This is a genomic window from Brevibacterium sp. MGP-B1, assembly GCF_057766545.1.
Genome location: NZ_CM173407.1, coordinates 3,390,168 through 3,414,784, shown reverse-complemented (window position 1 = coordinate 3,414,784; position 24,617 = coordinate 3,390,168). Strand labels below are relative to the sequence as shown.

The window sequence follows — 24,617 nt, the reverse complement described above, 5'->3', positions numbered from 1 at the left end:
CTTGAATGGACGCCTACTGGATGCGCGGCAAGTGGGGTGACGGCGGGAAGAGTGAGCGCCGCTGGAACCAGGGCAGCCGGAATCCGCTGACCATTATCATCACCGGTGCTGTATTCTTCGTCGGCACGGGTGCGGTCTTCACGATCGGATACCTGTATCCGGACCAACTGCTGTTCACGATCATCCTCGGATGCTTCGTGTTCCTCGGCGTCACTCTGGCGATGCGCAGGTTCATGGGACACACGCCGGCGTATTGGTACACCGGACCATTCGTGGCCATTGCGCTCATCGGCACTGTGATGCTCGGCGAGGATCTCGCTTTGTCGCAAGCCGGCGAACTCACCGAGGTGGTCGTCGCCGATCATCAAGTCGAGCAGAAGACCGTGCACAGTTCCAATCCGCCCAGGTCGCGGCAGGTCTATGTTCATACCTACAGACTTGAACGCACCGACGGCGCCCCCGTCGCCGAACCGCTGATCTACCGCGGCAAGGACGGATACGACGACTTCGATGAAGGCGACACGATCTCCGTCCTCATCGATCCGGAGGGGAAGGCACCGACCAAACCGGCCGAAGACGTGGATCTGCCTGCCGATATCGGCATCCTCGTCACCGGACTGGTCGCCTCGGGGATCGTGTTCCTCATCTGTCTCATCGTCGTGCTGCTGCGCTGGACGCGTTCGCCGTCGCAGCAGCACGTGCGCTGACGAGGCCGCGCTTGTTGCAGGTGTGCCACCATGGCTGACATGGACACCACTCCCAACGATCTGCTCGTGCTGCTGGCCGTCTCCCGCACCGCCAAGTTCACGACGGCGGCACATAACCTCGGGCTCACCCATTCGACGGTCTCCCGCCGCATCGCCGCCTTGGAGAAGTCCTTGGGCGGACGCGTGCTGGCTCGCTCGGATGACGGATGGGAGCTGACCGACCTCGGGGAACGAGCCGTTGCGGTGGCCGAACAGATGGAGACCGCGGTCGCCGAACTCGAGAGTCCCGGACAGGGCCCGGAGACGGTGTCCGGAGTGGTGCGGATGACCGCGACGGATGGGTTCAGCGCCTATATCGCCTCCCCGGCGGTCGCGAAGCTGCGACGTCGACATCCCGGGCTGAGTGTCGAGATCGTCACCGTCACCAGGCAGGCCCTGCAGCAGCGGTCCGGTCTCGACATCGAGATCGTCGTCGGCGAACCGCGCGTGCACCGAGCGGAGGCGATCGAGCTCGGTGACTACGAACTCGGACTCTACGCCTCGCGCGACTATCTCGCGGCCAACGGCACCCCCGCCTCGGTGGATGAAATCAGCGACCACCGGCTCGTCTATTTCGTCGATTCCATGCTCCAGGTCGACGACCTCGATGCGCCGAGGCGGCTGTTTCCCGAGATGAAGGATGCACTGACCTCGACGAACGTTTTCGTTCACGTCGAAGCGACGCGTGCGGGTGCCGGAATCGGCTTCCTCCCGTGTTTCATGGCCGACCGTCACCCCGACCTCGTGCGACTCTTCCCCGATTCGGTGGCCGAGCGACTGCCCTACTGGATGGTGCTCAGACCCGATTCGATGCGGCGACCGGCGATCGCCGCCGTCGTCCAGGGACTCAAGGATGAGATGCTCGCCCACCAGGCTGCTCTCGAAGGCCGGAAGTTGCCCCGGTGACGCGGCGCGACCAGGATGTGAGCATGAACCAGCCCCAAAATGACATCGGCGACGAGCTGGCCGGACGTCGCATCGTGCTCACAGCTCAGCGGCGCGCGGAGCAGCTTGCCTCCGCCCTCGAGCGTCACGGTGCCAAGATCGTGCACGCCCCGACCCTGTCCGTCATCCCGCATATCGACGACCCTGAACTCGTCACCCGCACCCGTGAACTCATCGAGGACCGGCCGGACATCGTCGTGGTCACGACCGGAGTCGGTTTCACCGGTTGGGGCGACGTGGCTGAAGCCGCGGGTCTGCGCGAGGAGTGGCATTCGATGCTCGCCGGAGCACGGATATACGCCCGCGGTCCCAAGGCACGCGGAGCGATACAGGCTGCCGGACTGAGAGCTCACTGGGTCGCCGAATCCGAGACGAGCGCAGAGATCCAGCAGGTCCTCCTCGGCGAGGGCGTGAATGGTCAGCGCATCGCCGTACAGCATCACGGTGCCGGCGCCGACGGACTCGATGAGGCCTTCGCCGCAGCAGGCGCCGATGTCCGCTCGCTAGTCATCTACCGGTGGGGCCCGGCCCCCGATCCGGCCGCCGTGGTCGACGCGGTCCGACTCGTCGCGGAGCGCAGGTGCGATGCCGTGGCCTTCACATCAGCACCCGGGGCGGCAGCATTTCTCACCGCGGCCGAGGAACACGGACTGCTGTCGGCCGTGATCGAGGCGTTCAACGAATCGGTGGTGGCGGCAGCAGTCGGCGACGTCACCGCGGCACCGCTGCATGAACAGGGCATCAGAACCGTGATTCCCGAGCGATTCCGACTCGGAGCCCTCGCTCGCGTGCTGATCAGCGAACTCGCCGAATGATCTCAGTCTGACGCGAATTCGATGTCGACGGCGTCTGCCTCGCGCAGTGCGCCGATCGCCTCTGCCTCAGCGGTCAGTGCGCTCTTCACCGACTTCGGGACGGTGCCGAAGGTTGCGATCGTCATGCTCAGTCGTCGATTCCGCTTCCGCGCCCTCCAGGTCCCCGCTATCCTGCCATCGACCAGCAGCGCTCCTGGATCGCCCACGGTCTTCCAGATCTCCCGATGGAACTCCTTGGACGCGATCGTCTCCCGATCCCGCATCTGCGTATAGGGATCGTGTGGGGGAAGCAGACGCACGCCGTGCGGAAGCTGCGCGCGATGCAGCTGATCGACATCCTCGGCGAGCATCCAGGTCCGTCGCCCGCGCTCGATTTCGGTGATCTCTCCGGCGATCAGGTCCCACCATGGTGTCGCCTCCGTGGACCGGATTCCGATCCACGCGGCGAAGTCGGCGCGTGTCGACGGTCCATAGCAGTGCAGATAACGCCGCAGCAGTTCGGACCTGGCCCGGTCGCGTTTGCCCTCGTCGGATGCGGTCGAGGGCAGCGAACGCGGATCGACCCATTCGTCGAGCAGAACGAACGGAGCCGTGTTTCCCTCGCGCGGGGCGAAGCAGAGGATCTGCCGCAGAGTGAGCAGTCGAATGCAGAAGTGGATCACGCCGGCACCGAGGCTCTGGCCCTTCGCATACGGGCCCTGAGATTCCCATGTGCTTCGCTGTTTCGTCGTCAGGGAGTTTGCGAGCACCTCGGCGAGTTCCTCGCCGAGCTCGGTGATCGTCATCCTCCGCCCTCTGAGCACCCCGGCGACCTCCTGCTCGACCCGATCGAGGATCTGGCTCAGCGGGATCCCGAGCGAATCGACCGACTGTTCGACTCCGAGGACGAAATGGCGCATCACCTTCTCATTCGTCGGTTCGACCCCGGTGGTGAAGACCGGGAGATCCGCAGCGGGAAAGAAATGGGGCGCCCCTCGCATGCACCAGCTCTGCAGCAGCGACTTCTCCTCTTCGACGGCCGAAGCAAACGCTGTCGCACTCATGTCCTCGACCCGCGCATGGAGCGAGGTCAGCGCGGATCCCGGTGGGCTGTTCTGGATGCCGCAGGCTCCCGCGGCCTCAGTGAGTGAGTTGCGGCTGAGTCGCTCATCGAGATGATGAGCGCGGAGGCGGAAGGCGATGATCTCGTCGCTCGTCGCGGAGCCGGCCATGTGCCCAGGCTAGCTCAGGACCCGTGTTTGAATGGGGCCACGTGCTCGGCCGGCATCTGGTGCGTGCACGACCACAATGAGAAAGGACGACGATGACGCGAACGATGCAGGTCAGCGACAGCATGGTGATCAAGGCCGACGCCGCCGCACTCTGGGAGCAGATCGCCGATCCGACCCAGATGGCCCGATGGAGCCCGGAGAACACCGGCGCAAGCACGCGCACGACTGCAGGTCCGCTGCAGACAGGCGACGTCTTCGAAGGGACGAACCGTCGCGGGCCGGCGACGTGGGTGACCGAATGCGTCGTCACCGAATCTGTGCCCGGCAAACGGTTCGCCTTCACCGTGCGCCGGATCGGACCCCGAACTCCGAGCATCGAAGGAGCGAACGCGAGTTGGGCATACGAGTTCGAGGACCTCGGTGAGGCGACTCGAGTGACGGAGTCGTGGACAGACGATCGTCGCGGTTGGCCCGACTGGCTGGCCTGGGTCTTCGACCACATCGTCACACGTGGGCGGAGCTTCGCGGACTTCCAGCGATTGAACATTCGGCGGACGCTCACGACCATGAAGGACGATTTCGAACGCGAAGGATGACTTCGACAATTGAAAGACGACGTCGCACAGCGGTGACGTGATCGAAACGAGGGCGAAACAACTCCTCGCTACTCTGATCGCATGACAGCGACGGCACAGCCCACAGAGAGCTCCGCCCGCCACGATGCGGACGGGATGAACTTCTATACCCGCAAATGGGTGCGGCCTGAGGACCTCAACGCCAACGGCTCCCTCTTCGGCGGTAGCCTGCTGAGGTGGATCGACGAGGAGGCCGCGATCTACGCGATCATCCAGCTCGGCAACCATCGAGTTGTCACGAAGCTGATCTCGGAGATCGACTTCCAGGCTTCGGCGAGGGAAGGCGATCTCATCGAGATGGGGCTCATCGCCACCCAGTTCGGGCGTACGTCGCTGACGATGAAGGCGAGGGTGCGCAATATGATCACCCGGAAGACGATCCTCAGCATCGAGAAGATCGTATTCGTCGGAGTCGACGAGGACGGCACACCGGTTCCACACGGGTACACGACGATCACCTACGATCGCGACCGAATGCCCCACCCACAACCGTAGACACGCTCGGTGCTGCGAGAGTGATGCGCAGAGGTGCCCTGACAGGGTATCCCTCTCAGATGAGAACGCGTCTAGCCTGGAGAATATGGACAACCGGGCCGAAGTACGCGAATTCCTCATGTCACGGCGGGCGAAGATCACCCCTGATCGGGTCGGCCTTCCCACCCACGGCACGAGGCGAGTGCCGGGCCTGCGTCGCAGCGAGGTCGCGGCCCTGGCCGGACTGAGCGTCGAGTACTACTCAAAACTCGAACGGGGCGCGATCGGAGGGGCTTCCGCGGCTGTCCTCGAAGCGCTCGCCGAGGCTCTGCTGCTCAACGACACCGAGCGGGGCCACCTCGTTGATCTCGCCCGAGCCGCCGACGGCATTCCGACCTCGGGTCGCAGACGACGTCCTGTGACCGCTCAACGTCCACCGCACGAGACGCTGTTCTGGATGCTCGATTCGATCAAGGAATCGATCGCCTTCGTCCGCAACGATATGCAGGACATGGTCGCCGTCAACGAACTCGGCCGAGCCTTCTACTCGCCGGTCATCGGCGATGGCGGACGGACACCGAACCTGGCGCGATTCCAGTTCCTCGATCCCGCATCGAAGGACTTCTATCCGGACTGGGACCTCTTTGCACAGATGTGCGTGGCGATCATCCGCAGCGCGGCAGGAAGGGATCCCCACAATCGCGGAATCCAGGACCTCGTCGGGGAACTGTCGACTCAGAGCGAGACGTTCCGAACCCTGTGGGCCCAACATGATGTCCGCACGCACGGGACGGGGATGAAGCGGTTCAACCATCCGGTCGTGGGCGAGCTCGTCCTCGCCTTCGAGGAGCTGCGGATCACCGCCGAAGACGGCCTCGTCCTCCTCATCTACACAGCAGAACCTGGCTCGGAATCGGAGCAGAAGCTGCGTCTGCTCGCCTCGTGGGCGGCGTCGAGCCCTACCGAGCACCCCCACGCAGATTCCGCCAGAGGCCGAACTGAGACCGACACCGAGGCGGGCCTGAACCGTCCGCGAGGCTGAGCCTCATGATCCGAACCGAACAGCAGCGAACAACCGAACTTTTCCAGGAGAGAACTATGCGCGGAGTGATCATGCACGGGCCCGGCGACGTCCGGGTCGAAGAACGACCCGATCCGACCATCGAGGCACCCACTGATGCCGTCATCCGGATCGTGGCCGCGTGCGTCTGCGGATCGGACCTGTGGCCCTACCGCGGTGCGGACGCACCGGATCAACAGCTGATGGGCCACGAATACGTCGGCATCGTCGAACAGGTCGGTGACGAGGTGCGCACCGTCGCGCCCGGTGACTTCGTCGTCGGATCATTCGTCATCTCCGACAACACCTGCCCGATCTGCACCGCCGGCTACCAGTCCCGCTGCGTCAACGGAATCTTCGTCGACGGCGGGATCGGCACCCAGGCCGAATTCGCTCGCATTCCCCATGCCGACGGCACCCTGGTCACCACGCCGGGACAGCCTGATGACGATCTCATCCCGTCGCTGCTGGCCGCATCCGATGTACTCAGCACCGGGTGGTTCGCTGCAGATGCCGCCGAGGTGGGCCCCGGTAAGTCGGTCGCCGTTATCGGCGACGGCGCTGTCGGACTGATGGGAGTCCTTGCCGCCAAGCAGATGGGAGCGGAGACGATCATCGCCATGAGCCGTCACGTCGACAGGCAGAACCTCGCCCGCGAATTCGGTGCCACCCATATCGTCGAAGAACGCGGCGACGAGGGCGTGGCGAAGATCAGAGAGCTCACCGACGGCCTCGGCGTCCACAGCGCCATCGAGGCAGTCGGCTCACAGGAATCGATGATGCAGGCGATCCGGTCGACCCGACCCGGCGGTCATGTCGGCTATGTCGGTGTCTCACACGATGTCGAGCTGCCCGGAGGAGAACTGTTCTTCGGTCTGGTTCATCTGCACGGCGGGCCCGCACCGGTTCGTCGCTTCCTGCCGGACCTCATCGAACTCATCTGGAACCGAGAGATCGACCCGGGTAAGGTCTTCGACCAGACGATGAGCCTCGACGACGCCGCGGCCGCCTATTCGGCCATGGACAGCCGCGAAGCCGTCAAGGTCCTGCTGCGGCCCTGATTTCTTCATCTGTCAGTACAGGAAAGGTGACACTGTGGACACAGCAGATCTGCTGAAAGCCCTCAACGCCGGAGAGACGATCACGGGCGGCTCGCCTCTTCATGAGGTCATGCATCGCACCAGCCAGGAAGCCCTGCGCATCACGGCGGAAATCAACGGCAGCTACCATGAACCCGATGAGGTTCGCGCGCTGCTGGCCGAGCTGACGGGACGCCCGGTCGATCCGACTGTGGCCATGTTTCCCCCGTTCCACACGGACTTTGGGAAGAACATCACTTTAGGGCAGCGGATCTTCATCAACTCCGGGTGCAGCTTTCAGGACCAGGGCGGGATCACGATCGGCGATGACACGCTCATCGGGCACAATACCGTTCTCGCCACCCTCAACCATGGGATGGAGCCGGACCGTCGTGCGGACATGCACCCGGCTCCGATCGTCATCGGACGCAATGTCTGGATCGGGTCGAACGTGACCGTCCTGCCCGGCATCACCATCGGTGATGAAGCCGTCGTCGCCGCGGCGTCTGTGGTGACCAGAGACGTTCCGGCTCGCGCCGTCGTCGTCGGCTCACCGGCACACGTCGTGCGCACGATCGACGAGTGAATCACCCGAGGAGGGAGCCTGCTGTCTCCGCGCGACAGATCACAGGCCACATGGAGACTGCTCGGGATCGGTGGTCGAAGTAGGTAGGCTCAGCCGCCGAGGTAGGACAAAGCCCCGACGACCTGCGCCTTCGTCGCGATCTCGAGAGTCGGGTCGAGTTCGGGGGCGAAGAACGGCGAATGATTGGCCGGAACATCCGTGAGTACGGTTCCGGCCTCCTCGGCGGCCTGGTACTTCTCTGCATCGAAGGACCCCACGAACCAGTAGGCGTAGGGAATGCCGAAGGCCTTCGGCAGTTCGCTGAAGTCCTCCGACGCGGTCGCGGGGGTCGCCTCGAGCACCGCCTCGGTGCCGAAGAACTCGGTGAGCGCCTCGGTGATGGTGTCACTGACGGCTTCACTGTTGTCCGTCAGCGGGAACTGGTCGAAATACTCGAACGTCGGTTCCTTCGGGGTTCCGGCGGCCTCGCATTCGCCGCGGACGATCCGCTCGATCGATGCGATCACCCGCCCCCGCACCGCGGTGTCGTAGGTGCGGACGTTGAGCAGCAGCTCGGCCCGATCGGGGATGATGTTCGACTTCGATCCGGCGTTCGACGCGCCGACCGTGACGACGGCGAACTCACCCGGTTCGGTCTCCCGGGACACGATGGTCTGCAGGCGCAGAACGATCGAGGCCGCGAGGACCACGGGGTCGACGGACAGGTGCGGCATGGACCCGTGGGCGCCGCGGCCGAAGACCGTGATCTTCACCGAATCCCCGGCCGACATCACCGGTCCGGCAGCGGTGAAGATCTTGCCGGCCGGCAGCGGCATGACGTGCTAGGCCAGGGCCACATCGGGGGTCGGAACCTTGTCCGTCAGCCCGTCGTCGATCATCGCCTTCGCTCCGGCCGCGTTCTCCTCTGCCGGTTGGAAGAGCGCGATATACGTGCCTGACCAGGCATCTTGGTTCTCTTTGAGCAGCCGGACCGCGCCGAGCAGAGCGGCGGCATGCATATCGTGACCGCAGGCGTGCATGACACCGTCGACCTCCGATGCGAAGTCGAGGCCGGTGTCCTCGGTGACGGGGAGAGCATCGATATCGGCTCGTGCGAGAACGGTCGGTCCGGTGCCGTTGTCGATGACGGCGACCAGACCGGTGTCGGAGATCCGGGTGACCTCGAGGCCGAGTCCCTCGAGTTCGGCCGCGATGCGGTCGGCGGTCTTGTGCTCGTCGAGGCTGACCTCAGGATTGCGGTGAAGGTCTTTGTAGACCTCGTGCTGCCAGTCGAGCTGGGAATCGATGGAGTCGAGGAATGAAGGTGTCGTCATCGTGTCTCCGGTTCAGGCGGCGGGTGGACTCTCCAGGCGCGGACATTTCTCACAGTATCAGCGGGGTGGCGCTTCGAACGGTACGAAATTTTCAGTTGTGCGAAACGTTGCGACAACTGCGGGTGGTGGGCGGAAGAGCTGCGCAGAGACGGACGGGAAGTTCGCAAGCATTGGCACCTGCCGGATCAAACGGTGCGCGGTTGGTGCCGAGAGGATCAACGCGGCACCAACCACGAGGTTACCGAGCGGCTACTCCTGGCCCCAGAGGCAGTCCCACGAGGTACCACAAGATGAAAAGGACCAGCCAGACGACGAGATTGACCAAGGCGATCGGAAGGACCAGCGACATCAATGTGCCGACACCAGCAGTGGGTCGATGTTGCCGGATGAAGCCTAGGGCAAGAACGAAGTACGGGCTCATCGGGGTCAAGCTGTTTGTCGGCGCATCAGCGATGCGGAACATCGCCTGAGTGGTCTCTGGTGCAATGTCGAGGAGCATGAGCATCGGCACGAGAACCGGTGCGACGAATGCGTACATTGCCGAACCCGAGGTGAGCACCAAATTGAGGCAGCTGATAAACAGCACGGCGACAACAAAAATGACAATTGGAGCTGCACCTATGCGGTCGAGGAGTCCTGCCCCCTCGATCGCGATGACCTGCCCCATATTCGTCCATTTGAAATAGGCCAAGAATTGTGAAGCGGCGAAGAAGAGGACCACGACTGGCACGAGAGCAGAGACGCCTGGAGCCATGAGTTCGGGGATGTCGCTGAACTTCTTGATTGAGCCGACGATGACACCGTAGACGATTCCCACAGTACTGAAGAACAACATCATGATGACGGCGATATTGTTCATCAGAGGTGAATCGACAACACTCCCACCCTCTCCGCGGAGGGGCGAACTCGCCGGTGCTGTTGCCAGGACAAGGAGGCCGAAGAAGAGAACAGTGGCGATTCCTGCGCCGATCATGCCACGTTGCTCAGAAAGCTTGAGCTTCATGTCCGGTAACGGATCAGCGTCTATTGAAGGTTCTGCCGCCTCAAGGGACGCGACTCGTTTGGCCACAACCAGTTCAACAACCAAAGTGATGGAGAGAGCCAGCACAATGGACGATGAAGCCGAGAAATAGTAGTTAGATAGCGGGTTGACGTTATAGCTCGGGTCGATCGTGTGGGCAGCGGCGGTCGTCAGACCGGCAAATACCGCGTCGGTTCCGGTGGGAATCAGTCCAACGCTGCTTGCTCCACCCACAGCAACATATGCCACGACAGCCCCGATGATCGGACTGCGCCCGACCGCGCGGTAGGCGATCATCGCCAACGGAATCATCACTGCAAAGGCGGCGTCGCCAGCAATTTGGGCGGCCATTGCGGTAATCGCGATCATGAAGGTCACGTAGCGAGGATTGACCTTGGAAAGCATCCCCCTCATCAGGGAAGGTAATAATCCTGTTGCGTCTGCAATAGACACTCCAAGTGCGACCACGACAATCAACCCCAGCGGGGGAAAGTTCACGAAGTTCTCGATCGCACCGTCGAGCATCATCTGAATGCCTTCGGACGTGAGCAAACTCTTGACGGCCACTGTTTTGCCGTCAGTGGGATTGACTGAAGAAAGATCCAAGCGAGCGAACAGTGCGCTGAGCAGGGCGACGATGACGGCAAGGCCCACAAAGATCCAGAATGGGTGAGGCAGTTTGTTGCCTGCACGGTCTACTGCTTCGAGGAGTTTCATCACTCCTCGGGACAAGCGACTTTGCCTGTCCTCGTCAGTGGGTGCTTGAACTGACATATCTCTCCTAATCAAGTAATCGTCAACTCCAGCTACCGGTTTCCCCGGGCTGGACGTTCACACGTGCGTGTATGTACCTGTGGAATCGAATGACCCGTAGAACATATCGCCGCTGTTGTACGCCGCGAGCCCCGTACCAGACGTCGGAATGACGATCATTCCTCCCATCCCGCCGCGAATTGCGATTCGGTCGAGGACTGCGACTGCCGCCTCATTTGGAGAGGCTCCTCCGAGAGAAACTCGATCGTGCACGCTGTGAGCTGCGACTTCAGTCATGAATACTTCTCCCGTGCCGGTGCAAGAGACAGCCACTGTTCCGTCGTCAGCGAATGTCCCGGCACCTACCAGCGGTGTGTCGCCTACCCTGCCTGGCTCCTGATTGACGATTCCACCGGTGGAAGTTGCTGCTGCCAGATTCCCGTCTGCATCGCGAGCGACGGCACCGACAGTGCCGTGCTGGAGCAAGGCGTCAGGCTGTTTCTGAAAGGCGGCGAGTTCCTCTCGCCTTTTCTCCGTGATGAAGTATTCGGGATCGACTGTTTCGACGTCCCACTTACTCAGCTGTTCGTGAGTCGGTGTCGCGAATAACAGGTGGTCGGTTTTGTCCATCACCGCGCGAGCAACCGAAATGGGGTTGCGAGCGGTAGATACACCGGTGACGGCCCCCGAGCGGCCGTCACCAGCCATGATCGAAGCGTCGAGTTCAACGGTTCCTGACGCAGTGAGTGCGGCCCCGTGGCCCGCATTGAAATCGGGGGCATCCTCGAGTTCGCGGACCGCGGCAACGACTGCGTCGACTGCAGAGCCGCCCGCGCTGAGTACTGAGTAGCCTGCTTCGAGAATTTTCTCCAACGCTGCATGCGCGCTGGCTGTACCATCCGAGGTAAGGGGAGTCGATCGATGTCCGGCACCGCCATGAACGATGAGAAGCGGCTCGGTACTCTGGCCAAACGATCGGAGGATGGTTTCAGTCATGTGATGTTCCTTTCATTTGTGCTGAGCGAGATCAGCTTGGCATAGTTGTTTCATAACTGCAATGTGGATCACATTTGAAATGTACGCTTCATTCTCGGGAGTCATACGATGGAAACAGTCGCGGAGACGGTCAGTTCGTCGATTGATTCGCTCAGTCCCGCCAGTCGCCGGATTGCTCGTGCTCTGCTGGCCGACTATCCGAGTGCTGGTTTGGGGACAACATCGTCACTAGCGGCCTTGGCTAGTTCGAGTTCTGCTTCGGTCGTGCGTTTCTGTACGCAGCTCGGATTCAACAGCTTCGTCGAAATGCAGGATCGTCTGCGGACCGAATTGACGACGAGATCGGCGAGTCCGCTTATACGGGCTGAGGCAGAGACGGCTGGGCGAGATTTTTCAGACGAGTTCTCCTCGAGCGGGACGGACCGGGCGGATCTCATCACTAGAACTTTTCAGCAGAATCCACGTTCGGAAATCGACCGCTTGGTGAAGATGCTGACAAAGGTATCGAATCGCGTGGTGGTTGTTGGGGGACACTACAGCGGGCTGGTTGGCCGCGTAGCTCAGCTGCAGCTATCGAAGGTGAGGCCGAACGTCTCGTTCTTGGAAGATCCGATGGGACGTGACCTTCATGTTGTCACCGATCTGCGGCGGCAAGACGTTTTGCTTGTTCTTGACGTCAGGCGATATCAGGAGCATCTTTTCCAGGTTTCTGAGGCCGCAAAGAGAAACTCTGCTTCGGTCGCGTTGATCACTGACCAATGGTTGTCGCCGGTCGCTGGTATTTCCGACGTCGTACTGCAGGCCGCCGTCGACGTTTCATTTTTTGATAGCCAAGTGGGATGCCTGGCGTTGGTTGAGGCGGTGGTTCACGAGGCCGCAACCAAGATAGAGGGTGCGCTAGAACGACTTCGGACGCTGGAAGACCTTCGACCTTCGCAGAGACTCAAGTGAAGGTTCGGATCTAAGACTGTCACCTCAGTCGGACTGAAAGTCCAACAAGTAACCGGACGCAATGTCTTAGTAAGACTTAAACAGACCGAGCTCGGACAGTTCCTCGCGCAGTGAGGCGGCTCCTGAGAAGACGTGGCCGATGAAGCCGAGTCGTTCAGCTGCCTCCACGTTGGCGGGTAGATCATCGACGAAGACCGTCCGGGCCGGGTCGAGGTCGAATCGGTCCCGGGTCAGTTCGAAGATCGCCGGATCGGGTTTGACCAGACCGACTCGACCGGAGACGACGATGTCTTCGAGTTCGCTGATCGCCGGGGCGACGACGGGGGCATGGTGGATGGTCTCAGCCGACCAGTTCGACAGCCCGAGCAGGCGGACGCCGGCGGTCTTGAGATCTGCGACGATCTTGGCCATGCCGTCGATCGGACCGGTCAGGGATTTGTCGAAGTTCTCGTAGTAGCCGGCGACGATCTCACCGTGGCGGGGGTCCGCCTCGGCGGCTCGGGCGACGATATCGGTGATCGAAACGCCGGAATCAGCTGCGGTATTGAGCGAGGGGAAGTCGGCCGCCTCGGCGAAGGAATGCCATTCATCGGCGCTCATGCGATCGGCCAGAGGCCCTGTCTGGTCCCAGCCGATGAGCACATTGCCGAGGTCGAAGACGACGGTCGTCGGGGTCGGGCGATCGGGTTCGGTCATGGGCCACCACCTGTTATCGGCATCCTGGAGTCGAACCCCACGCTACCTGGAGTCGTCGGACCATTGTGGATTCGGTCTGGCTGTCCTAGGTTGGTTTCATGATCGGCTACCCGCCATTGCAGATCCGGGTGAAGACTCCCCGACTCGAGCTCGTCGGTGCCGCCGATGAGATGCTCGCGGCGCTCGCCCCTCTTGTGCGGGACGGCAAGGTCTTCGCGGAACCCGCCCCCTACGACGATCCGATGTCGTTCTACGAATCCGACCCGGACGTGCGGGTGAGCAGGTGGCTCCAGAGCGTATGGCGTGGTCGGGGGCGGTTCTCTCCCTCTGATTTCCGGTTGGCCTTCGCCGTCCTCGTCGATGGTGAGGCCGTGGGGATGCAGGACCTCATAGCGGAGAAATTCGACTCCTGCGGGACGTTCGCGTCATTCTCCTGGCTGTCGACGGATGTGCGCGGTCGCGGCCTCGGCACCGAGATGCGCAGTGCTCTGCTCCATCTTGCGTTCGCGGGGCTCGGGGCGAGTGAGGCCGGTTCCGATGCGTTCGTCGACAACATCGGATCGAACAAGGTGTCCGAGGCCTTGGGGTATGAGCGCAACGGGGTCGACTGGGACATCCGCCGAGGCGAGCCGGGACGCATCCAGCGCTGGCGCCTGACCCGCTCGGCGTGGGAAACCAGTAGGCGGAACGACATCGAGCTCAGCGGAGTCGAGGATTTCTGCACTTTCCTAGCCCACCACTAATTGCTACCCGACGGCGGCCCAGCAACCTCGCGCGAGGTATCTGGGCCCCCGTCAGGTAGCAATTAGGGAGATCAGAGGTGGAGTGAGAATACCTCGTGGTCCGGGGACTTGTGTCGGAGTTCGGGGTTGCGCTGCATCCCGAGCTTCTCTGCCACTCGCTGCGACGGTCGATTGTCTCGGTGGATGATGGCGGTCAGTATTGCAGCCACGTCGAGCTCTCGAGCGTGATCGACGCAGGCCAGAGCCGCCTCGGTGGCGAACCCATTACCCTGGACGGACGGCTTCACATGAAAACCGACCTCAAGGTGAGGTGCGCCGTTGACGATCTGCCAAGTCAGGCCGCAGTCGCCGAGGAACTCACCTTTGTGCGTCTCCACGATCCACAGCCCGAACCCGTGCTCTGCGTAATTGCGTCGGTTCCACCGGATCCACGCAGCCGCCTCGGTGCGGTCTTTGGGGTGAGGGTAATACTCCATCACCTGTGGATCGCCGAGGAGGGCGGCCATATCGTCGAGATCGTCGTCGGTCATCTCCCGCAGGCGCAGATGAGGAGTGTCGCAGGGCGGCATGAGTTCAGGATAACCGGGCGGGCCGATGTGCGTGGAGCTGCCGGAGTGTTCAGCCAGATCGGCGTCGCCGGCGGTCACGAATGACCGCGAGAGTCGTGGCGGTGATCATGAGTACGAGGGCCAAGAACCACAGAAACGCGGCAAAGTCATGGAATGGTGCCGCCTGGGAACTCAGTATGCAGGCGGCGGCGAGCAGGATGAATGCGACGATCCAGCTGGTGAGTCGCGAGTGCTTCATCGCTCCTCCAACGTCAGGGTTCACGGCCGTTGGCACTGACTCTAAGTAGAGCAAGGGTGCCTGTCAACGCCGGTGACGGCGGCCCAGCAACCTGGCGCCAGGTTGCTGGGCCCCCGTCAGGTAGCAATTGGGGAAGAGACGACAGCGACCCTGCGTTCACGCCAAATGGGTGAACGCAGGGTCGCTGGTGAATCTCAGAAGTCTCTAGGTGAGACTCTCAAAGAGTCTCAGAGGCCGCGGACGCGAGTCGCCTGCAGGCCCTTGGAGCCCATCTCAGAGTCGAACTCGACGTTCTGACCCTCGGTGAGCTCGCGGTAGCCGGAGGCTTCGATCGCGGAGAAGTGAGTGAACACGTCAGCCGAACCGTCGTCAGGCTGGATGAATCCGAAACCCTTTTCCGCGTTGAACCATTTCACGGTACCTGTTGCCATAATCTTTGTATCCTTATTTTTTAACTGATGACCGCTGCTGCGATCGTGATGGTCGGACCCATTGCTGGATCCGGCTTTCCCGCTGGCTGGACTGGATCTTCAGACGCAGATCCAACGAAAATCTGTGGGTGAACCGAGGACTTGGAATCGCTGGTGAGGATGAGTTCTCTGATGTGAGGTCTCTGTCTCAGACGAAATCGTGGGGATTCTCGGTTTCGATCATGCACTCGAAGGTGCTGGACGGGAGTCGTCAGACGACTGAACTGGGAAAAATCATGAGGGGCGCGGAAGGCAGACACGCGCCGACGGGCAAACACATGGTGACGAGCGAATCTACCTGCTCTTCAGACACCATCTGCTCCGCACATTTCTGTGCGAGAACGATTCCAGCTTAACAGAGTGATCGCTCTGCGGGTGATTTCGGTCGAATGATTTCAGTCGAGAGATGGAACACAGCGATGTGCACTCGACCGCACGGGCATTTAGGATTGTATACATTCTGTTTTGTATGCAATCCGCCGTGACCCCGGACGCAGGAGCACCCGAACCGTGGACAACGAAGAATCGTCACCGCCGCCAGGACCCCGCCGACAGCGACGCCTCGCCGCGAAGTACCGGCGTCGGCGCACCTTCGTCGCCGTGGCTGCGGTCCTCATCATCGGCGCCCCCGTGACGATCGCGGTGGCGGTGCACAACCTCGGCGCGAACATCTCCTCCTCCCCGCTGCGCGCCCACGGCGGCGACGTCCCGGAGAAGCTGACCGACGAGACGAACGTCCTCATCATCGGATCCGACACTCGCGATCTCGACTCGGCGAAGGACGCCTCCGATGACTCGGGTACAGGTGAAGGCGCGAACTCCGGGGCCGCCTCGGGCCAAGGATTCGGCAGCGCTGAGGGTGCCCGCAGCGATGCGATGATCCTCGCTCACGTCGCCTCCGACGGCGGCCGCATCGACGCCGTGCAGATCCCACGTGACACGATCATGGACATTCCCGCCTGCGACGACACCGGCCACGGCGCGTCAGCGGCCACGCACGGGATGATCAACTCGGCCCTCAATGCGGGGCCGGCCTGCTCCGTATCAGCGGCGGAGGAACTCACCGGGGTGCGCGTCGACCACTTCATCAACGTCGACTTCGACGGATTCTCAGCGATCGTCGACGCGCTCGACGGGATCACCGTCGACCTCGACGAACCTCTCACCGACTCGAAGGCGAACCTCGACCTGCCTGCCGGCCACCAGACGATCGGCGGAGACGACGCCCTCGCCCTGGCCCGGACACGGCACGCCGTGGGCGATGGCAGCGACATCTCGCGGATGGGCAACCAGCAGATGGTCATGGAAGCCATCATCGACCGCGCCAAGAGCGGCCAGGTCCTCACCCGGCCCGACCGCCTGTACGGATTCCTCGACGCTGTGACCTCGACGATCGGCGTCGACGACGAACTCGACTCGATGCGTTCGCTGGCCTCCTTGGCCACGACGGTTGCCTCCGTGCCCGAGGACGACATCACCTTCGAGATCATGCCGTGGACACCCGCACCGGAAGACCCAAACCGGGTGGTCAAATCCGCCGAGGCGGACGCCGTGTTCACCGCCATCATCGACGACGAACCGATCACGGACCTCGTGGGCTGAGCATCGGGCGCCCGCCGAGTTGATCCCCGTCGTGGCGGTTGTCAGCTCCGTTTCGGCCGCCCCGTCGTTCCGGACATCGGCCCCGTCATGTGACCTCCGTCCAGGCGATATTCATCCGCGGCTCCTAGACTGGTCGGCATGTCTACGATCGAAATCACGCAAGACAACTTCGAGTCGACCATCAACGACAACGAGATCATCCTCCTCGACTTCTGGGCCGATTGGTGCGGCCCCTGCAAGCAGTTCGCCCCGGTCTTCGAACAGGCCGCCGAGGCCAACCCCGACATCGTCTTCGGCAAGATCGACACCGAAGCCCAGCAGCAGCTGGCTGGACTCTTCGCGATCTCCTCGATCCCGACCCTCGTCGCCTTCCGCCAGGGCATCGTCGTCTTCGCCCAGCCCGGCGCGCTCGCCGCCCCGCAGCTCGAACAGGTCATCACCGCCGTCAAGGGACTCGACATGGACGAGGTCCGTGCCGAACTGGCCAAACAGGAAGCCGCCGCTGCCGCAGAGAGCGACGGCGCGGACGGTGCCGCACCCGATTCGATCCCTGCCGACCCGGGCGTCGACAAGTGACCGCGACCAGCAGCAACGACCACACCCACGCAGACAGCACCGCCGCAGACGGTGCCGGCGTGCCCGATTCGGTGGCCGCCTGGGAAGAGCGCTACGCCGAGGCCGACGATGCCATTTGGTCCGGAAATCCAAACGAATCCCTCGTCGCCGTCGTCTCCGAGATGACCCCCGGCCGCGTCCTCGACGTCGGCTGCGGAGAAGGCGCCGACGTCCTCTGGATGGCCGAGAACGGCTGGGACGCCACCGGCATCGACCTGTCGACCACAGCCATCGACCGAGCCCGCCGGGCCGCCGAATCCCGCGGAATCTCCGCCGAATTCGCCGTCGCCGACGTCTCCACCTGGGAACCGGACGACCCCGATCGCCGAGGCGGCTTCGACCTCGTCACCGGATCCTTCCTCCACACCCGGTTGCCCGACACCCGGGAAGAGCTCCTCACCCGCGTCGCCGCGCACGTGGCACCGGGCGGGGCCCTCCTGCTCGTCTCCCATGCGACGATGCCGCCGTGGGCCGCCGAACACAGCGAGAAGTTCGAGCACGGCATGGACCACCACCATGAACTGGTCAGCCCGAACGGAGACTTCGCCCTCCTCATCGGCGCCAGCCCGCACCGCTGGGAGATCGAACTCGCCGACACCCGCACCCGAGAAGTGACCTCCCCGTCGGGCGAACCCGCCGAACTCGAGGACGCGATCCTCCTGGCCCGCCGGGTCTGAACTCGGCCAACCCAGAGACTCGAACCCGGTACCCAGCGCCGAGGCGGCTGCGCGGTCGATCATGACCGCGCAGCCGCCTCGGCGAACCGGGCGATTCCCAACCCCCTGAGATGGGGTCGAAAACCCGGTCTCACCTGGTGCATTTCCACCCTGTGAGGGGCTAAGGTGGTGCCATGGCTCGGTTCAGCTTCCTCGAGTGGCCGGTACTCCGGCAGCTGCGCACGTCGGATAAGACGGGACGCGGCGAATCCGTCGTGTCCCAGCAGACTCGGGACACCACTCCACGCACGGTCACGGCCGACAAGGTCGTCCAATCCGTGTGCCCCTATTGCGCCGTCGGCTGTGGGCAGAAGATCTTCGTCAAGGATGACAAGGTCGTGCAGATCGAAGGCGACCCGGACTCACCGATCTCACGCGGTCGCCTGTGCCCGAAGGGCGCAGCCAGCGAACAGCTCGTCAACGCTCCCGGCCGTGTCACCGACGTCCTCTACCGGGCCCCGAAGGCCAAGGACTGGACGAAGATCGACCGGTCGACCGCGATCGACATGATCGCCGACCGATTCATCGAAGCCCGCCGCAACCACTGGGAGGACTTCGACGACAAAGGCCACCCGCTGCGGCGGACGATGGGCATCGCCAGCCTCGGCGGGGCGACCATCGACAACGAGGAGAACTACCTCGCCAAGAAGCTCTACACCGCGGCCGGGGCGATACAGATCGAGAACCAGGCGCGTATTTGACACTCCGCCACCGTTCCCAGTTTGGGAACTTCGTTCGGGCGCGGCGGCGCCACACAACCCGTCCAGGATATGGCGAATGCGGACTGCATCATCATCCAGGGTTCCAATATGGCCGAGTGCCACCCCGTGGGCTTCCAATGGGTGAGTGAGGCCAAGGCCCGGGGTGCCCGCATCATCCACGTCGATCCTCGTTTCACGCGCACCACAGCGATCGCCGATAAGCACGTGCCCATTCGGGCCGGTTCCGACATCGTGCTGCTCGGTGCGCTCATCAACCGCGTCCTGTCTGAGGGCACATACTTCGAGGAGTACGTGCGCGCCTACACGAATGCGACGAACCTCATCAGCGAGGACTATGTCGACGCAGAGGACCTCGAGGGGCTGTTCTCCGGGTACGACCCGGAGACGAACTCGTATGACAATTCGACGTGGTCGTACCAGACCGACGAAGACGGTGCCCCGCGCACCGATCCGTCGATGGGTGATCCGCGCTCGGTGCTCCAGATCCTCAAACGGCACTACTCGCGCTACACCTCGGAGATGGTTGCCGAGAGCTGCGGCATCCGGCCTGACGACTTCGACTACCTCTACGAATCGGTGACCGAAAACTCGGGGCGGGAACGGACCACCTGCTTCGCCTACGCCGTGGGCTGGACTCAGCACAGCCTCGGCGCGCAATTCATCCGCACCGCCTCGATCCTCCAGCTGCTGCTCGGCAACATGGGCCGACCGGGCGGCGGAATCATGGCGCTGCGCGGGCACGCGACGATCCAGGGCTCGACGGACATTCCCACCCTCTTCAATCTGCTGCCCGGGTATCTGCCGATGCCGAGCGCGGGAGCCCACGACTCCTTCGACGACTATGTCGCGGCAGTGGGCACGCCCGAAACACACAAGGGCTTCTGGGCCAACGGGCGCAACTACGCCGTCAATCTGCTCAAGGCCTGGTGGGGTGACGCGGCCACGGAGGACAACGACTTCGCCTTCGATTACCTGCCGCGCATCAACGGTGCGCATGGGACGTACCAGAGCACAGAGCGGATGCTCGCCGACGGCGTCGACGGATACTTCCTGCTCGGACAGAACCCCGCCGTGGGCTCGGCGAACGGGCGGATGCAGCGGATGGCGATGAGCCACCTCAAGTGGATGGTTGTCCGCGACTTCAGCCTCATCGAATCGGCCACCTGGTGGAAGGACGGCCCGGAGATCGCCACGGGAGAGCTGAAGACCGAGGACATCGAAACGGAGATGTTCTTCATGCCGGCCGCCAACCACACCGAGAAGGCCGGTACCTTCACGCAGACTCAGCGGCTCGTGCAGTGGAGACACAAGGCCGTCGACCCGCCGGGAGATGCCCAGAGCGAGCTCGATTTCTTCTTCTTCCTGGGCAAGCGGATCAGAGAGAAACTCAAAGACTCCACCGATCCGCGCGATAGGCCGATCCTCGACCTCACCTGGGACTATCCAGTCGACGAGGAAGGCGAGGTCGACCCCGAATCCGTGCTCGCCGAGATCAACGGATATCACATCGGCGGTGAGCAGGACGGTCAGCCGCTGGCCACCTTCAACGAAATGACCGCGGACGGAACGACGGCGGGGGGCTGCTGGATCTACGCAGGCATCTATGCGGGAGGCGAGAACATGGCCGCCCGCAGGAAGCCGCGGGAGGAGCAGGACGAGACCGCGCTCGAATGGGCGTGGGCCTGGCCGCTCAACCGCCGCATCCTCTACAACCGCGCGTCTGCAGCTCCGGACGGGACGCCGTGGTCGGAGCGGAAGAAGTACGTGTGGTTCGATGAGGAGACGCAGCGTTGGGTCGGAGAAGACGTGCCCGACTTCCCCATCGACCGCGCGCCATCGGCTCGTTCCGATCAGGCGTACGGAGGACCGAGTCACCTCGACGGAGATGACCCGTTCATCATGCAGGCCGACGGCAAGGGGTGGCTGTTCGCTCCCAGCGGTATGGTCGACGGTCCGTTGCCCACGCATTACGAGCCGCAGGAATCGACTGTGGCCAACCCGCTCTACGATCAGCAGAACAGCCCGTCGCGGCTGACGATGAAGCGTGAGGACAACCTGTCCGCACCGGGCGCGGGCTATCCGGGTTCCGAGGTCTATCCGTACGTATTCACGACCTATCGGCTGACCGAGCATCACACGGCCGGCGGCATGTCCCGCTGGTTGCCGTACCTGTCCGAGCTGCAGCCGGAGATGTTCTGCGAGGTTTCGCCGGAGCTCGCCGCCGAAGTGGGGCTCGAACCCTATGGCTGGGCCACTCTGGTGTCGCCGCGCGCGGCGATCGAAGCCCGGGTACTCGTGACCAAGCGGATGACTCCTCTGACGATCGGCGGCAAGACAGTCCATCAGATCGGTCTGCCCTACCACTGGGGCGTGGGCGGCACAGGTGCCGTGGTCGAGGGCGATTCGGCTAACGACCTGCTCGGCGTGACCATGGACCCGAATGTTTTCATCCAGAACAGCAAGTACGTCGCCGGCGCGGTCGTTCCCGGTCGTCGTCCGAGAGGCCCCGAGCTTGTCGACTTCGTCGAGAAGTACCAGGCCAGCGCCGGACTGAGCCCCGAGTCGGGTAACGCCCACGTCACGGTGTCCGAAGGCATCGTCGCCGAATCCTCCGGTGCCGACAGTTCGGCGCATTCAGGCGGCCACCACGACCGCGGGGGAGACTCTGCGGTCGGAGTGTCTCCGAGCCGCACCTATGGAAGGGGATCCGGTGATCGGGCCGGGTCTGACGACACCGAGGCCCCGGGTCACGCAGAGGAGGTCCCCGAAGTGCGTCTGCGTGACAGTGCCGAGGATCGTCGCGGACCCGTCGACATCCGACCGGCGGGGGCGACGAAGGAGGACCTGACTGCCAAACGGTCCTCCGATGACGGTTCCTCGCTGATCGCAGCGGACGACGGAACTCTTGACGGTGCCGACGGCACATCGGATGGCAGCGCCGACGGAGTCACCGGCGGCGCGAGTGCCGGCGATCATGCCCGAGGGGACGGCCCGGAGGCCGACGACGGCGAGTCCGGTACCGCCGAAGACAAGAACATCGGGGATGATGGCTCAAAGGGGAAGGAGGAATGATGTCGGCTCAGACACTCGACACCGCAGCCGGGCCAGACCCGTTCGACAGGGAGGCGCCGGCGGACGGGCACTGGCACGATTCGCCGCACAGCCGCAAGGGATTCTTCACCGACACCTCGATCTGCATCGGCTGCAAGGCCTGCGAGGTCGCGTGCAAGGAGTGGAACAACAACCCGCAGGACGGCACCTTCGAACTGCTCGGCTCCTCCTATGACAACACGGGCAGCCTCGGGGCGAACACCTGGCGGCACGTCGCGTTCATCGAACAGGACTCCGAACGCATCGAAAAGGCGCGGGAGTCCGGTCGCAAACTCGTCAACCTCGGCATGCCGACGATCCGCCCGCGCACCGATGAGTCATCGGGGGCCCAGCCACTCGACGGCGCCCTCGGGGCTGCTGCGGAGGGTCGGACCAGCGCGGGACTGCCGACAACACCCGAGCTCGGTGTCGACCTGTTGGCTCCCGGTGCGCTCGAACCGAGTGACCCTGCCGACTTCACCGGCGTCGATACGACACCGCCGGACACCGCCGACTTCCGCTGGCTGATGTCCTCTGACGTGTGCAAACACTGCACGCATGCCGGCTGCCTCGACGTCTGCCCGACCGGTGCGCTCTTCCGCACCGAATTCGACACCGTCGTCGTCCAGAACGACGTCTGCAACGGCTGCGGCACCTGCGTGGCCGGGTGTCCCTTCGGCGTCATCGAACGTCGCGACGACGGCACGATCAACACCCCCACCGACCGCGAAGACCGCAGAGCTGCGGACATGGATGTGCCGGACGCGGGCACCGCGAACAAGTGCACTCTCTGCTACGACCGCCTCGTCGAGGGCCAGGAACCGGCCTGCGCGCAGACGTGCCCGACCCAGTCGATCAAGTTCGGCGACCGGGACGACATGGTCGCCCAGGCGCATGAACGCGTGGCAGCACTGCATGCGAAGGGACTGACCGAGGCTCGCCTCTACGGAGCGAACCCGAACGACGGTGTCGGCGGTACAGGGTCCGTGTTCCTCCTCCTCGACGAGCCCGAGGTCTACGGACTGCCGCCGGATCCGCGAGTCGCGACGAAGGACCTGCCCGGCATGTACGCGAAGGCCGGCATGGCGGCGCTCGGCATGGCGGCGGCGGCCGGTCTCGCGTTCCTGGGGAGCAGGCGTTGAGCACATCCGAATTTGATTCCTACCGCCCACCCGAGCCGGAAGGCGGGCGGAAGAGGCGTCGCCGAGGCGGCCGCGGAGGTCCCAGCGGATCCGACGGCCCCGGTGGCCGACGGGGCCGTCGCGGCGGCGGATGGAAGAATCGCGGAGCCGACGGCAATCGTGAGATGCCGATGGTCGAGGACGTTGAGTTCACGTCCTACTACGGCCGACCGATCGTCAAGGCTCCACCATGGGGTGATGAGATCGGCCTTTACCTGTTCCTCGGTGGCCTGGCGGGCGGCTCCTCCCTGCTGGGTCTGGGTGCACAGTTGACCGATCGGCCCGGTCTGCGCATCGCTACGAGGCTGACAGCGATCACCGCGACGGGTGTGGGTGGCGCGGCCCTGGTGGCCGACCTCGGCCGACCGGAGCGCTTCATCAACATGATGCGCGTGTTCAAGGTCTCCTCGCCGATGAGTTTGGGCACCTGGATCCTCTCCGGCTTCGGCGTCGGCTCGGGAGTGCTCGCCGCCATCGAGGTCGATCGGCTGACAGGCGAGAAGCTGTTGCTGTTCGGTCCGTTGCGGCGCCTGCTCCACACTTTCGAGACGCCGGCCGCCATCGAGTCGGCCCTTTTCGCGACTCCTCTGGCCGCGTATACCGGTGTGCTCCTCGGCGCTACCGCGGTTCCGACCTGGAACGCGGCCGGTCGCAACGGACTGACGTACGTGTTTACGTCATCTGCTGCGCTGGCTGCTGGTGGTGCCGCTATGGGGCTGGCGCCGGTTCGCGAGGCGGGGCCCGCTCGTCTGCTCGCGCTGACCGGTGCCGCGAGTGAAGTGGTGGCGATGGACCGGATGAAGAAGGGGATGCATCCGGCCGAGGTCGATCCCATGGAAGAGGGCGAACCCGGTCACAAGCTCCATCGGGCCGAGAAGCTGCTCATCGCCGGAGCCATTGGCACCGCCGTCGCCGAGGTGGGCGCCAGGGTGTTCGCGAAGAAGCTGGCGCGCGGTGGTGGTGCAGCTGGTGGCGCGACTGGTGCGATTGCGGAAGCTGTGGGCAGCGCGAGCGAATCAGCCGGTATCGGCAAACGGAGTTGGAAGACCCGCGCTGTGTTGCGTGGGCTGTCCGTCGTCTCCGGTGCGGCACTTGCGGCCGCTTCGGCGTACACGCGTTTCGGTGTGTTGGAGGCCGGCATCGAATCGACGAAGGATCCGCGCCACGTGGTCGAGCCGCAGCGCGCTCGCCTCGAGGAGCGCCGCGCGGCCGGCGTCACCGACGATTCCATCACCACCGGCCGGTAGGCGCGCGGGCAAGGCATCACCGCTAAGCGCGAGCGCCCCTCACCGTGAGCATCGCTCACCGTTCGTGTTGCTGGGCACCGGCAGTGCCAACACCCACTCGCGAGTGGCTCTTCCTACAGTTCCTGCGACACCCCTCGCCTTTA

At 63.6% G+C, this 24,617-nt stretch carries 24 protein-coding genes and 1 pseudogene; 16 read left to right on the top strand and 9 right to left on the bottom strand.

All coding sequences use genetic code 11. The annotated features are described in order from the left end of the window. The first annotated feature begins 5 nt into the window (after window positions 1-5). Genes AC3CD9_RS15485 through AC3CD9_RS15475 form a run of 3 tightly spaced genes read left to right on the top strand, consistent with a single transcriptional unit; the run spans window position 6 to window position 2,506 of the window. A complete protein-coding gene (locus AC3CD9_RS15485) occupies window positions 6-707 on the top strand; it encodes a hypothetical protein (RefSeq protein ID WP_488364826.1) in 702 nt (233 codons plus the stop codon). Window positions 708-746: 39 nt separating this feature from the next. Beyond that, window positions 747-1,652 carry a LysR family transcriptional regulator gene (locus AC3CD9_RS15480; protein WP_488367564.1) on the top strand — a complete coding sequence of 302 codons (906 nt, stop codon included), beginning with the start codon at window positions 747-749 and terminating at the stop codon, window positions 1,650-1,652. A 23-nt stretch (window positions 1,653-1,675) separates the two neighbouring features. Then, window positions 1,676-2,506: a uroporphyrinogen-III synthase gene (locus AC3CD9_RS15475; protein WP_488364825.1), complete on the top strand. Its 831-nt coding sequence runs from the start codon at window positions 1,676-1,678 to the stop codon at window positions 2,504-2,506. Between the two features lie 2 nt (window positions 2,507-2,508). Here the strand turns inward: AC3CD9_RS15475 and AC3CD9_RS15470 are convergent, their stop codons facing one another. Continuing rightward, window positions 2,509-3,717: a winged helix DNA-binding domain-containing protein gene (locus tag AC3CD9_RS15470; protein WP_488364823.1), complete on the bottom strand. Its 1,209-nt coding sequence runs from the start codon at window positions 3,715-3,717 to the stop codon at window positions 2,509-2,511. A gap of 92 nt (window positions 3,718-3,809) precedes the next feature. Here AC3CD9_RS15470 and AC3CD9_RS15465 point away from each other — a divergent pair, with 92 nt between their 5' ends. From AC3CD9_RS15465 to AC3CD9_RS15445, 5 genes are all read left to right on the top strand, one after another. Continuing rightward, window positions 3,810-4,313, top strand: coding sequence for an SRPBCC family protein (locus AC3CD9_RS15465; RefSeq protein ID WP_181272204.1), 504 nt, complete (start codon window positions 3,810-3,812; stop codon window positions 4,311-4,313). 135 nt (window positions 4,314-4,448) lie between these two features. Then, window positions 4,449-4,847: an acyl-CoA thioesterase gene (locus AC3CD9_RS15460; RefSeq protein ID WP_167201219.1), complete on the top strand. Its 399-nt coding sequence runs from the start codon at window positions 4,449-4,451 to the stop codon at window positions 4,845-4,847. Window positions 4,848-4,932: 85 nt separating this feature from the next. Beyond that, entirely contained in the window at window positions 4,933-5,868 is a 936-nt protein-coding gene (locus AC3CD9_RS15455) for a helix-turn-helix domain-containing protein (RefSeq protein WP_488364822.1), read from the top strand. Window positions 5,869-5,924: 56 nt separating this feature from the next. Beyond that, window positions 5,925-6,947, top strand: coding sequence for a zinc-dependent alcohol dehydrogenase family protein (locus tag AC3CD9_RS15450; RefSeq protein WP_488364820.1), 1,023 nt, complete (start codon window positions 5,925-5,927; stop codon window positions 6,945-6,947). A gap of 34 nt (window positions 6,948-6,981) precedes the next feature. Then, window positions 6,982-7,551: a DapH/DapD/GlmU-related protein gene (locus tag AC3CD9_RS15445; protein ID WP_488364819.1), complete on the top strand. Its 570-nt coding sequence runs from the start codon at window positions 6,982-6,984 to the stop codon at window positions 7,549-7,551. Between the two features lie 89 nt (window positions 7,552-7,640). On the opposite strand, the gene AC3CD9_RS15440 is transcribed toward AC3CD9_RS15445, so the two are convergent. The 4 genes from AC3CD9_RS15440 to AC3CD9_RS15425 form a co-directional block, all read right to left on the bottom strand. Beyond that, window positions 7,641-8,366, bottom strand: coding sequence for a peptidase dimerization domain-containing protein (locus tag AC3CD9_RS15440; RefSeq protein WP_488364817.1), 726 nt, complete (start codon window positions 8,364-8,366; stop codon window positions 7,641-7,643). Between the two features lie 6 nt (window positions 8,367-8,372). Continuing rightward, on the bottom strand, window positions 8,373-8,864 hold the full coding sequence (locus tag AC3CD9_RS15435) for a M20/M25/M40 family metallo-hydrolase (protein WP_488364816.1): 492 nt from the start codon (window positions 8,862-8,864) through the stop codon (window positions 8,373-8,375). 238 nt (window positions 8,865-9,102) lie between these two features. Beyond that, a complete protein-coding gene (locus AC3CD9_RS15430; protein WP_488364815.1) occupies window positions 9,103-10,602 on the bottom strand; it encodes an AbgT family transporter in 1,500 nt (499 codons plus the stop codon). Between the two features lie 114 nt (window positions 10,603-10,716). Beyond that, window positions 10,717-11,634 carry an isoaspartyl peptidase/L-asparaginase family protein gene (locus tag AC3CD9_RS15425; protein ID WP_139467573.1) on the bottom strand — a complete coding sequence of 306 codons (918 nt, stop codon included), beginning with the start codon at window positions 11,632-11,634 and terminating at the stop codon, window positions 10,717-10,719. Between the two features lie 108 nt (window positions 11,635-11,742). Between AC3CD9_RS15425 and AC3CD9_RS15420 the strand changes: the two genes are divergently transcribed. Then, a complete protein-coding gene (locus tag AC3CD9_RS15420) occupies window positions 11,743-12,585 on the top strand; it encodes a MurR/RpiR family transcriptional regulator (protein WP_488364813.1) in 843 nt (280 codons plus the stop codon). Window positions 12,586-12,651: 66 nt separating this feature from the next. On the opposite strand, the gene AC3CD9_RS15415 is transcribed toward AC3CD9_RS15420, so the two are convergent. Beyond that, the gene (locus tag AC3CD9_RS15415; protein ID WP_488364812.1) at window positions 12,652-13,281 is read right to left on the bottom strand and encodes an HAD family hydrolase; all 630 of its coding nucleotides are present in this window, start codon (window positions 13,279-13,281) and stop codon (window positions 12,652-12,654) included. A 98-nt stretch (window positions 13,282-13,379) separates the two neighbouring features. Here AC3CD9_RS15415 and AC3CD9_RS15410 point away from each other — a divergent pair, with 98 nt between their 5' ends. Next, window positions 13,380-14,024 carry a GNAT family N-acetyltransferase gene (locus AC3CD9_RS15410; RefSeq protein WP_488364811.1) on the top strand — a complete coding sequence of 215 codons (645 nt, stop codon included), beginning with the start codon at window positions 13,380-13,382 and terminating at the stop codon, window positions 14,022-14,024. 71 nt (window positions 14,025-14,095) lie between these two features. Here the strand turns inward: AC3CD9_RS15410 and AC3CD9_RS15405 are convergent, their stop codons facing one another. The 3 genes from AC3CD9_RS15405 to AC3CD9_RS15395 form a co-directional block, all read right to left on the bottom strand. After that, window positions 14,096-14,593 (bottom strand): GNAT family N-acetyltransferase, encoded by a 498-nt coding sequence (locus AC3CD9_RS15405; RefSeq protein WP_488364810.1) that lies wholly within the window; start codon window positions 14,591-14,593, stop codon window positions 14,096-14,098. A 49-nt stretch (window positions 14,594-14,642) separates the two neighbouring features. Next, window positions 14,643-14,831, bottom strand: a complete 189-nt coding sequence (locus AC3CD9_RS15400; RefSeq protein WP_488364808.1) for a hypothetical protein — start codon at window positions 14,829-14,831, stop codon at window positions 14,643-14,645. Window positions 14,832-15,058: 227 nt separating this feature from the next. Beyond that, entirely contained in the window at window positions 15,059-15,262 is a 204-nt protein-coding gene (locus tag AC3CD9_RS15395) for a cold-shock protein (RefSeq protein WP_062240453.1), read from the bottom strand. Between the two features lie 549 nt (window positions 15,263-15,811). On the opposite strand from AC3CD9_RS15395, the gene AC3CD9_RS15390 reads away from it, so the two are divergent. The 6 genes and pseudogenes from AC3CD9_RS15390 to nrfD all read left to right on the top strand — a co-directional run bounded on the left by AC3CD9_RS15390 (window position 15,812) and on the right by nrfD (window position 24,474). After that, complete coding sequence (locus AC3CD9_RS15390) at window positions 15,812-16,903, top strand: LCP family protein (RefSeq protein ID WP_488364807.1); 1,092 nt, start codon at window positions 15,812-15,814, stop codon at window positions 16,901-16,903. Between the two features lie 138 nt (window positions 16,904-17,041). Then, window positions 17,042-17,479 (top strand): thioredoxin, encoded by a 438-nt coding sequence (gene trxA, locus AC3CD9_RS15385; protein WP_488364806.1) that lies wholly within the window; start codon window positions 17,042-17,044, stop codon window positions 17,477-17,479. After that, entirely contained in the window at window positions 17,476-18,195 is a 720-nt protein-coding gene (locus AC3CD9_RS15380) for a class I SAM-dependent methyltransferase (RefSeq protein WP_488364804.1), read from the top strand. The genes trxA and AC3CD9_RS15380 overlap by 4 nt, the downstream gene beginning before the upstream one ends. Before the next feature lie 173 nt (window positions 18,196-18,368). Next, a pseudogene (fdnG, locus tag AC3CD9_RS15375) lies at window positions 18,369-21,527 on the top strand (formate dehydrogenase-N subunit alpha); the annotation flags it as partial. Between the two features lie 500 nt (window positions 21,528-22,027). Then, window positions 22,028-23,188 carry a 4Fe-4S dicluster domain-containing protein gene (locus AC3CD9_RS15370; protein ID WP_488364803.1) on the top strand — a complete coding sequence of 387 codons (1,161 nt, stop codon included), beginning with the start codon at window positions 22,028-22,030 and terminating at the stop codon, window positions 23,186-23,188. Then, window positions 23,185-24,474, top strand: coding sequence for an NrfD/PsrC family molybdoenzyme membrane anchor subunit (gene nrfD, locus AC3CD9_RS15365; RefSeq protein WP_488364802.1), 1,290 nt, complete (start codon window positions 23,185-23,187; stop codon window positions 24,472-24,474). The genes AC3CD9_RS15370 and nrfD overlap by 4 nt, the downstream gene beginning before the upstream one ends. The last annotated feature ends 143 nt before the right edge of the window (window positions 24,475-24,617 follow it).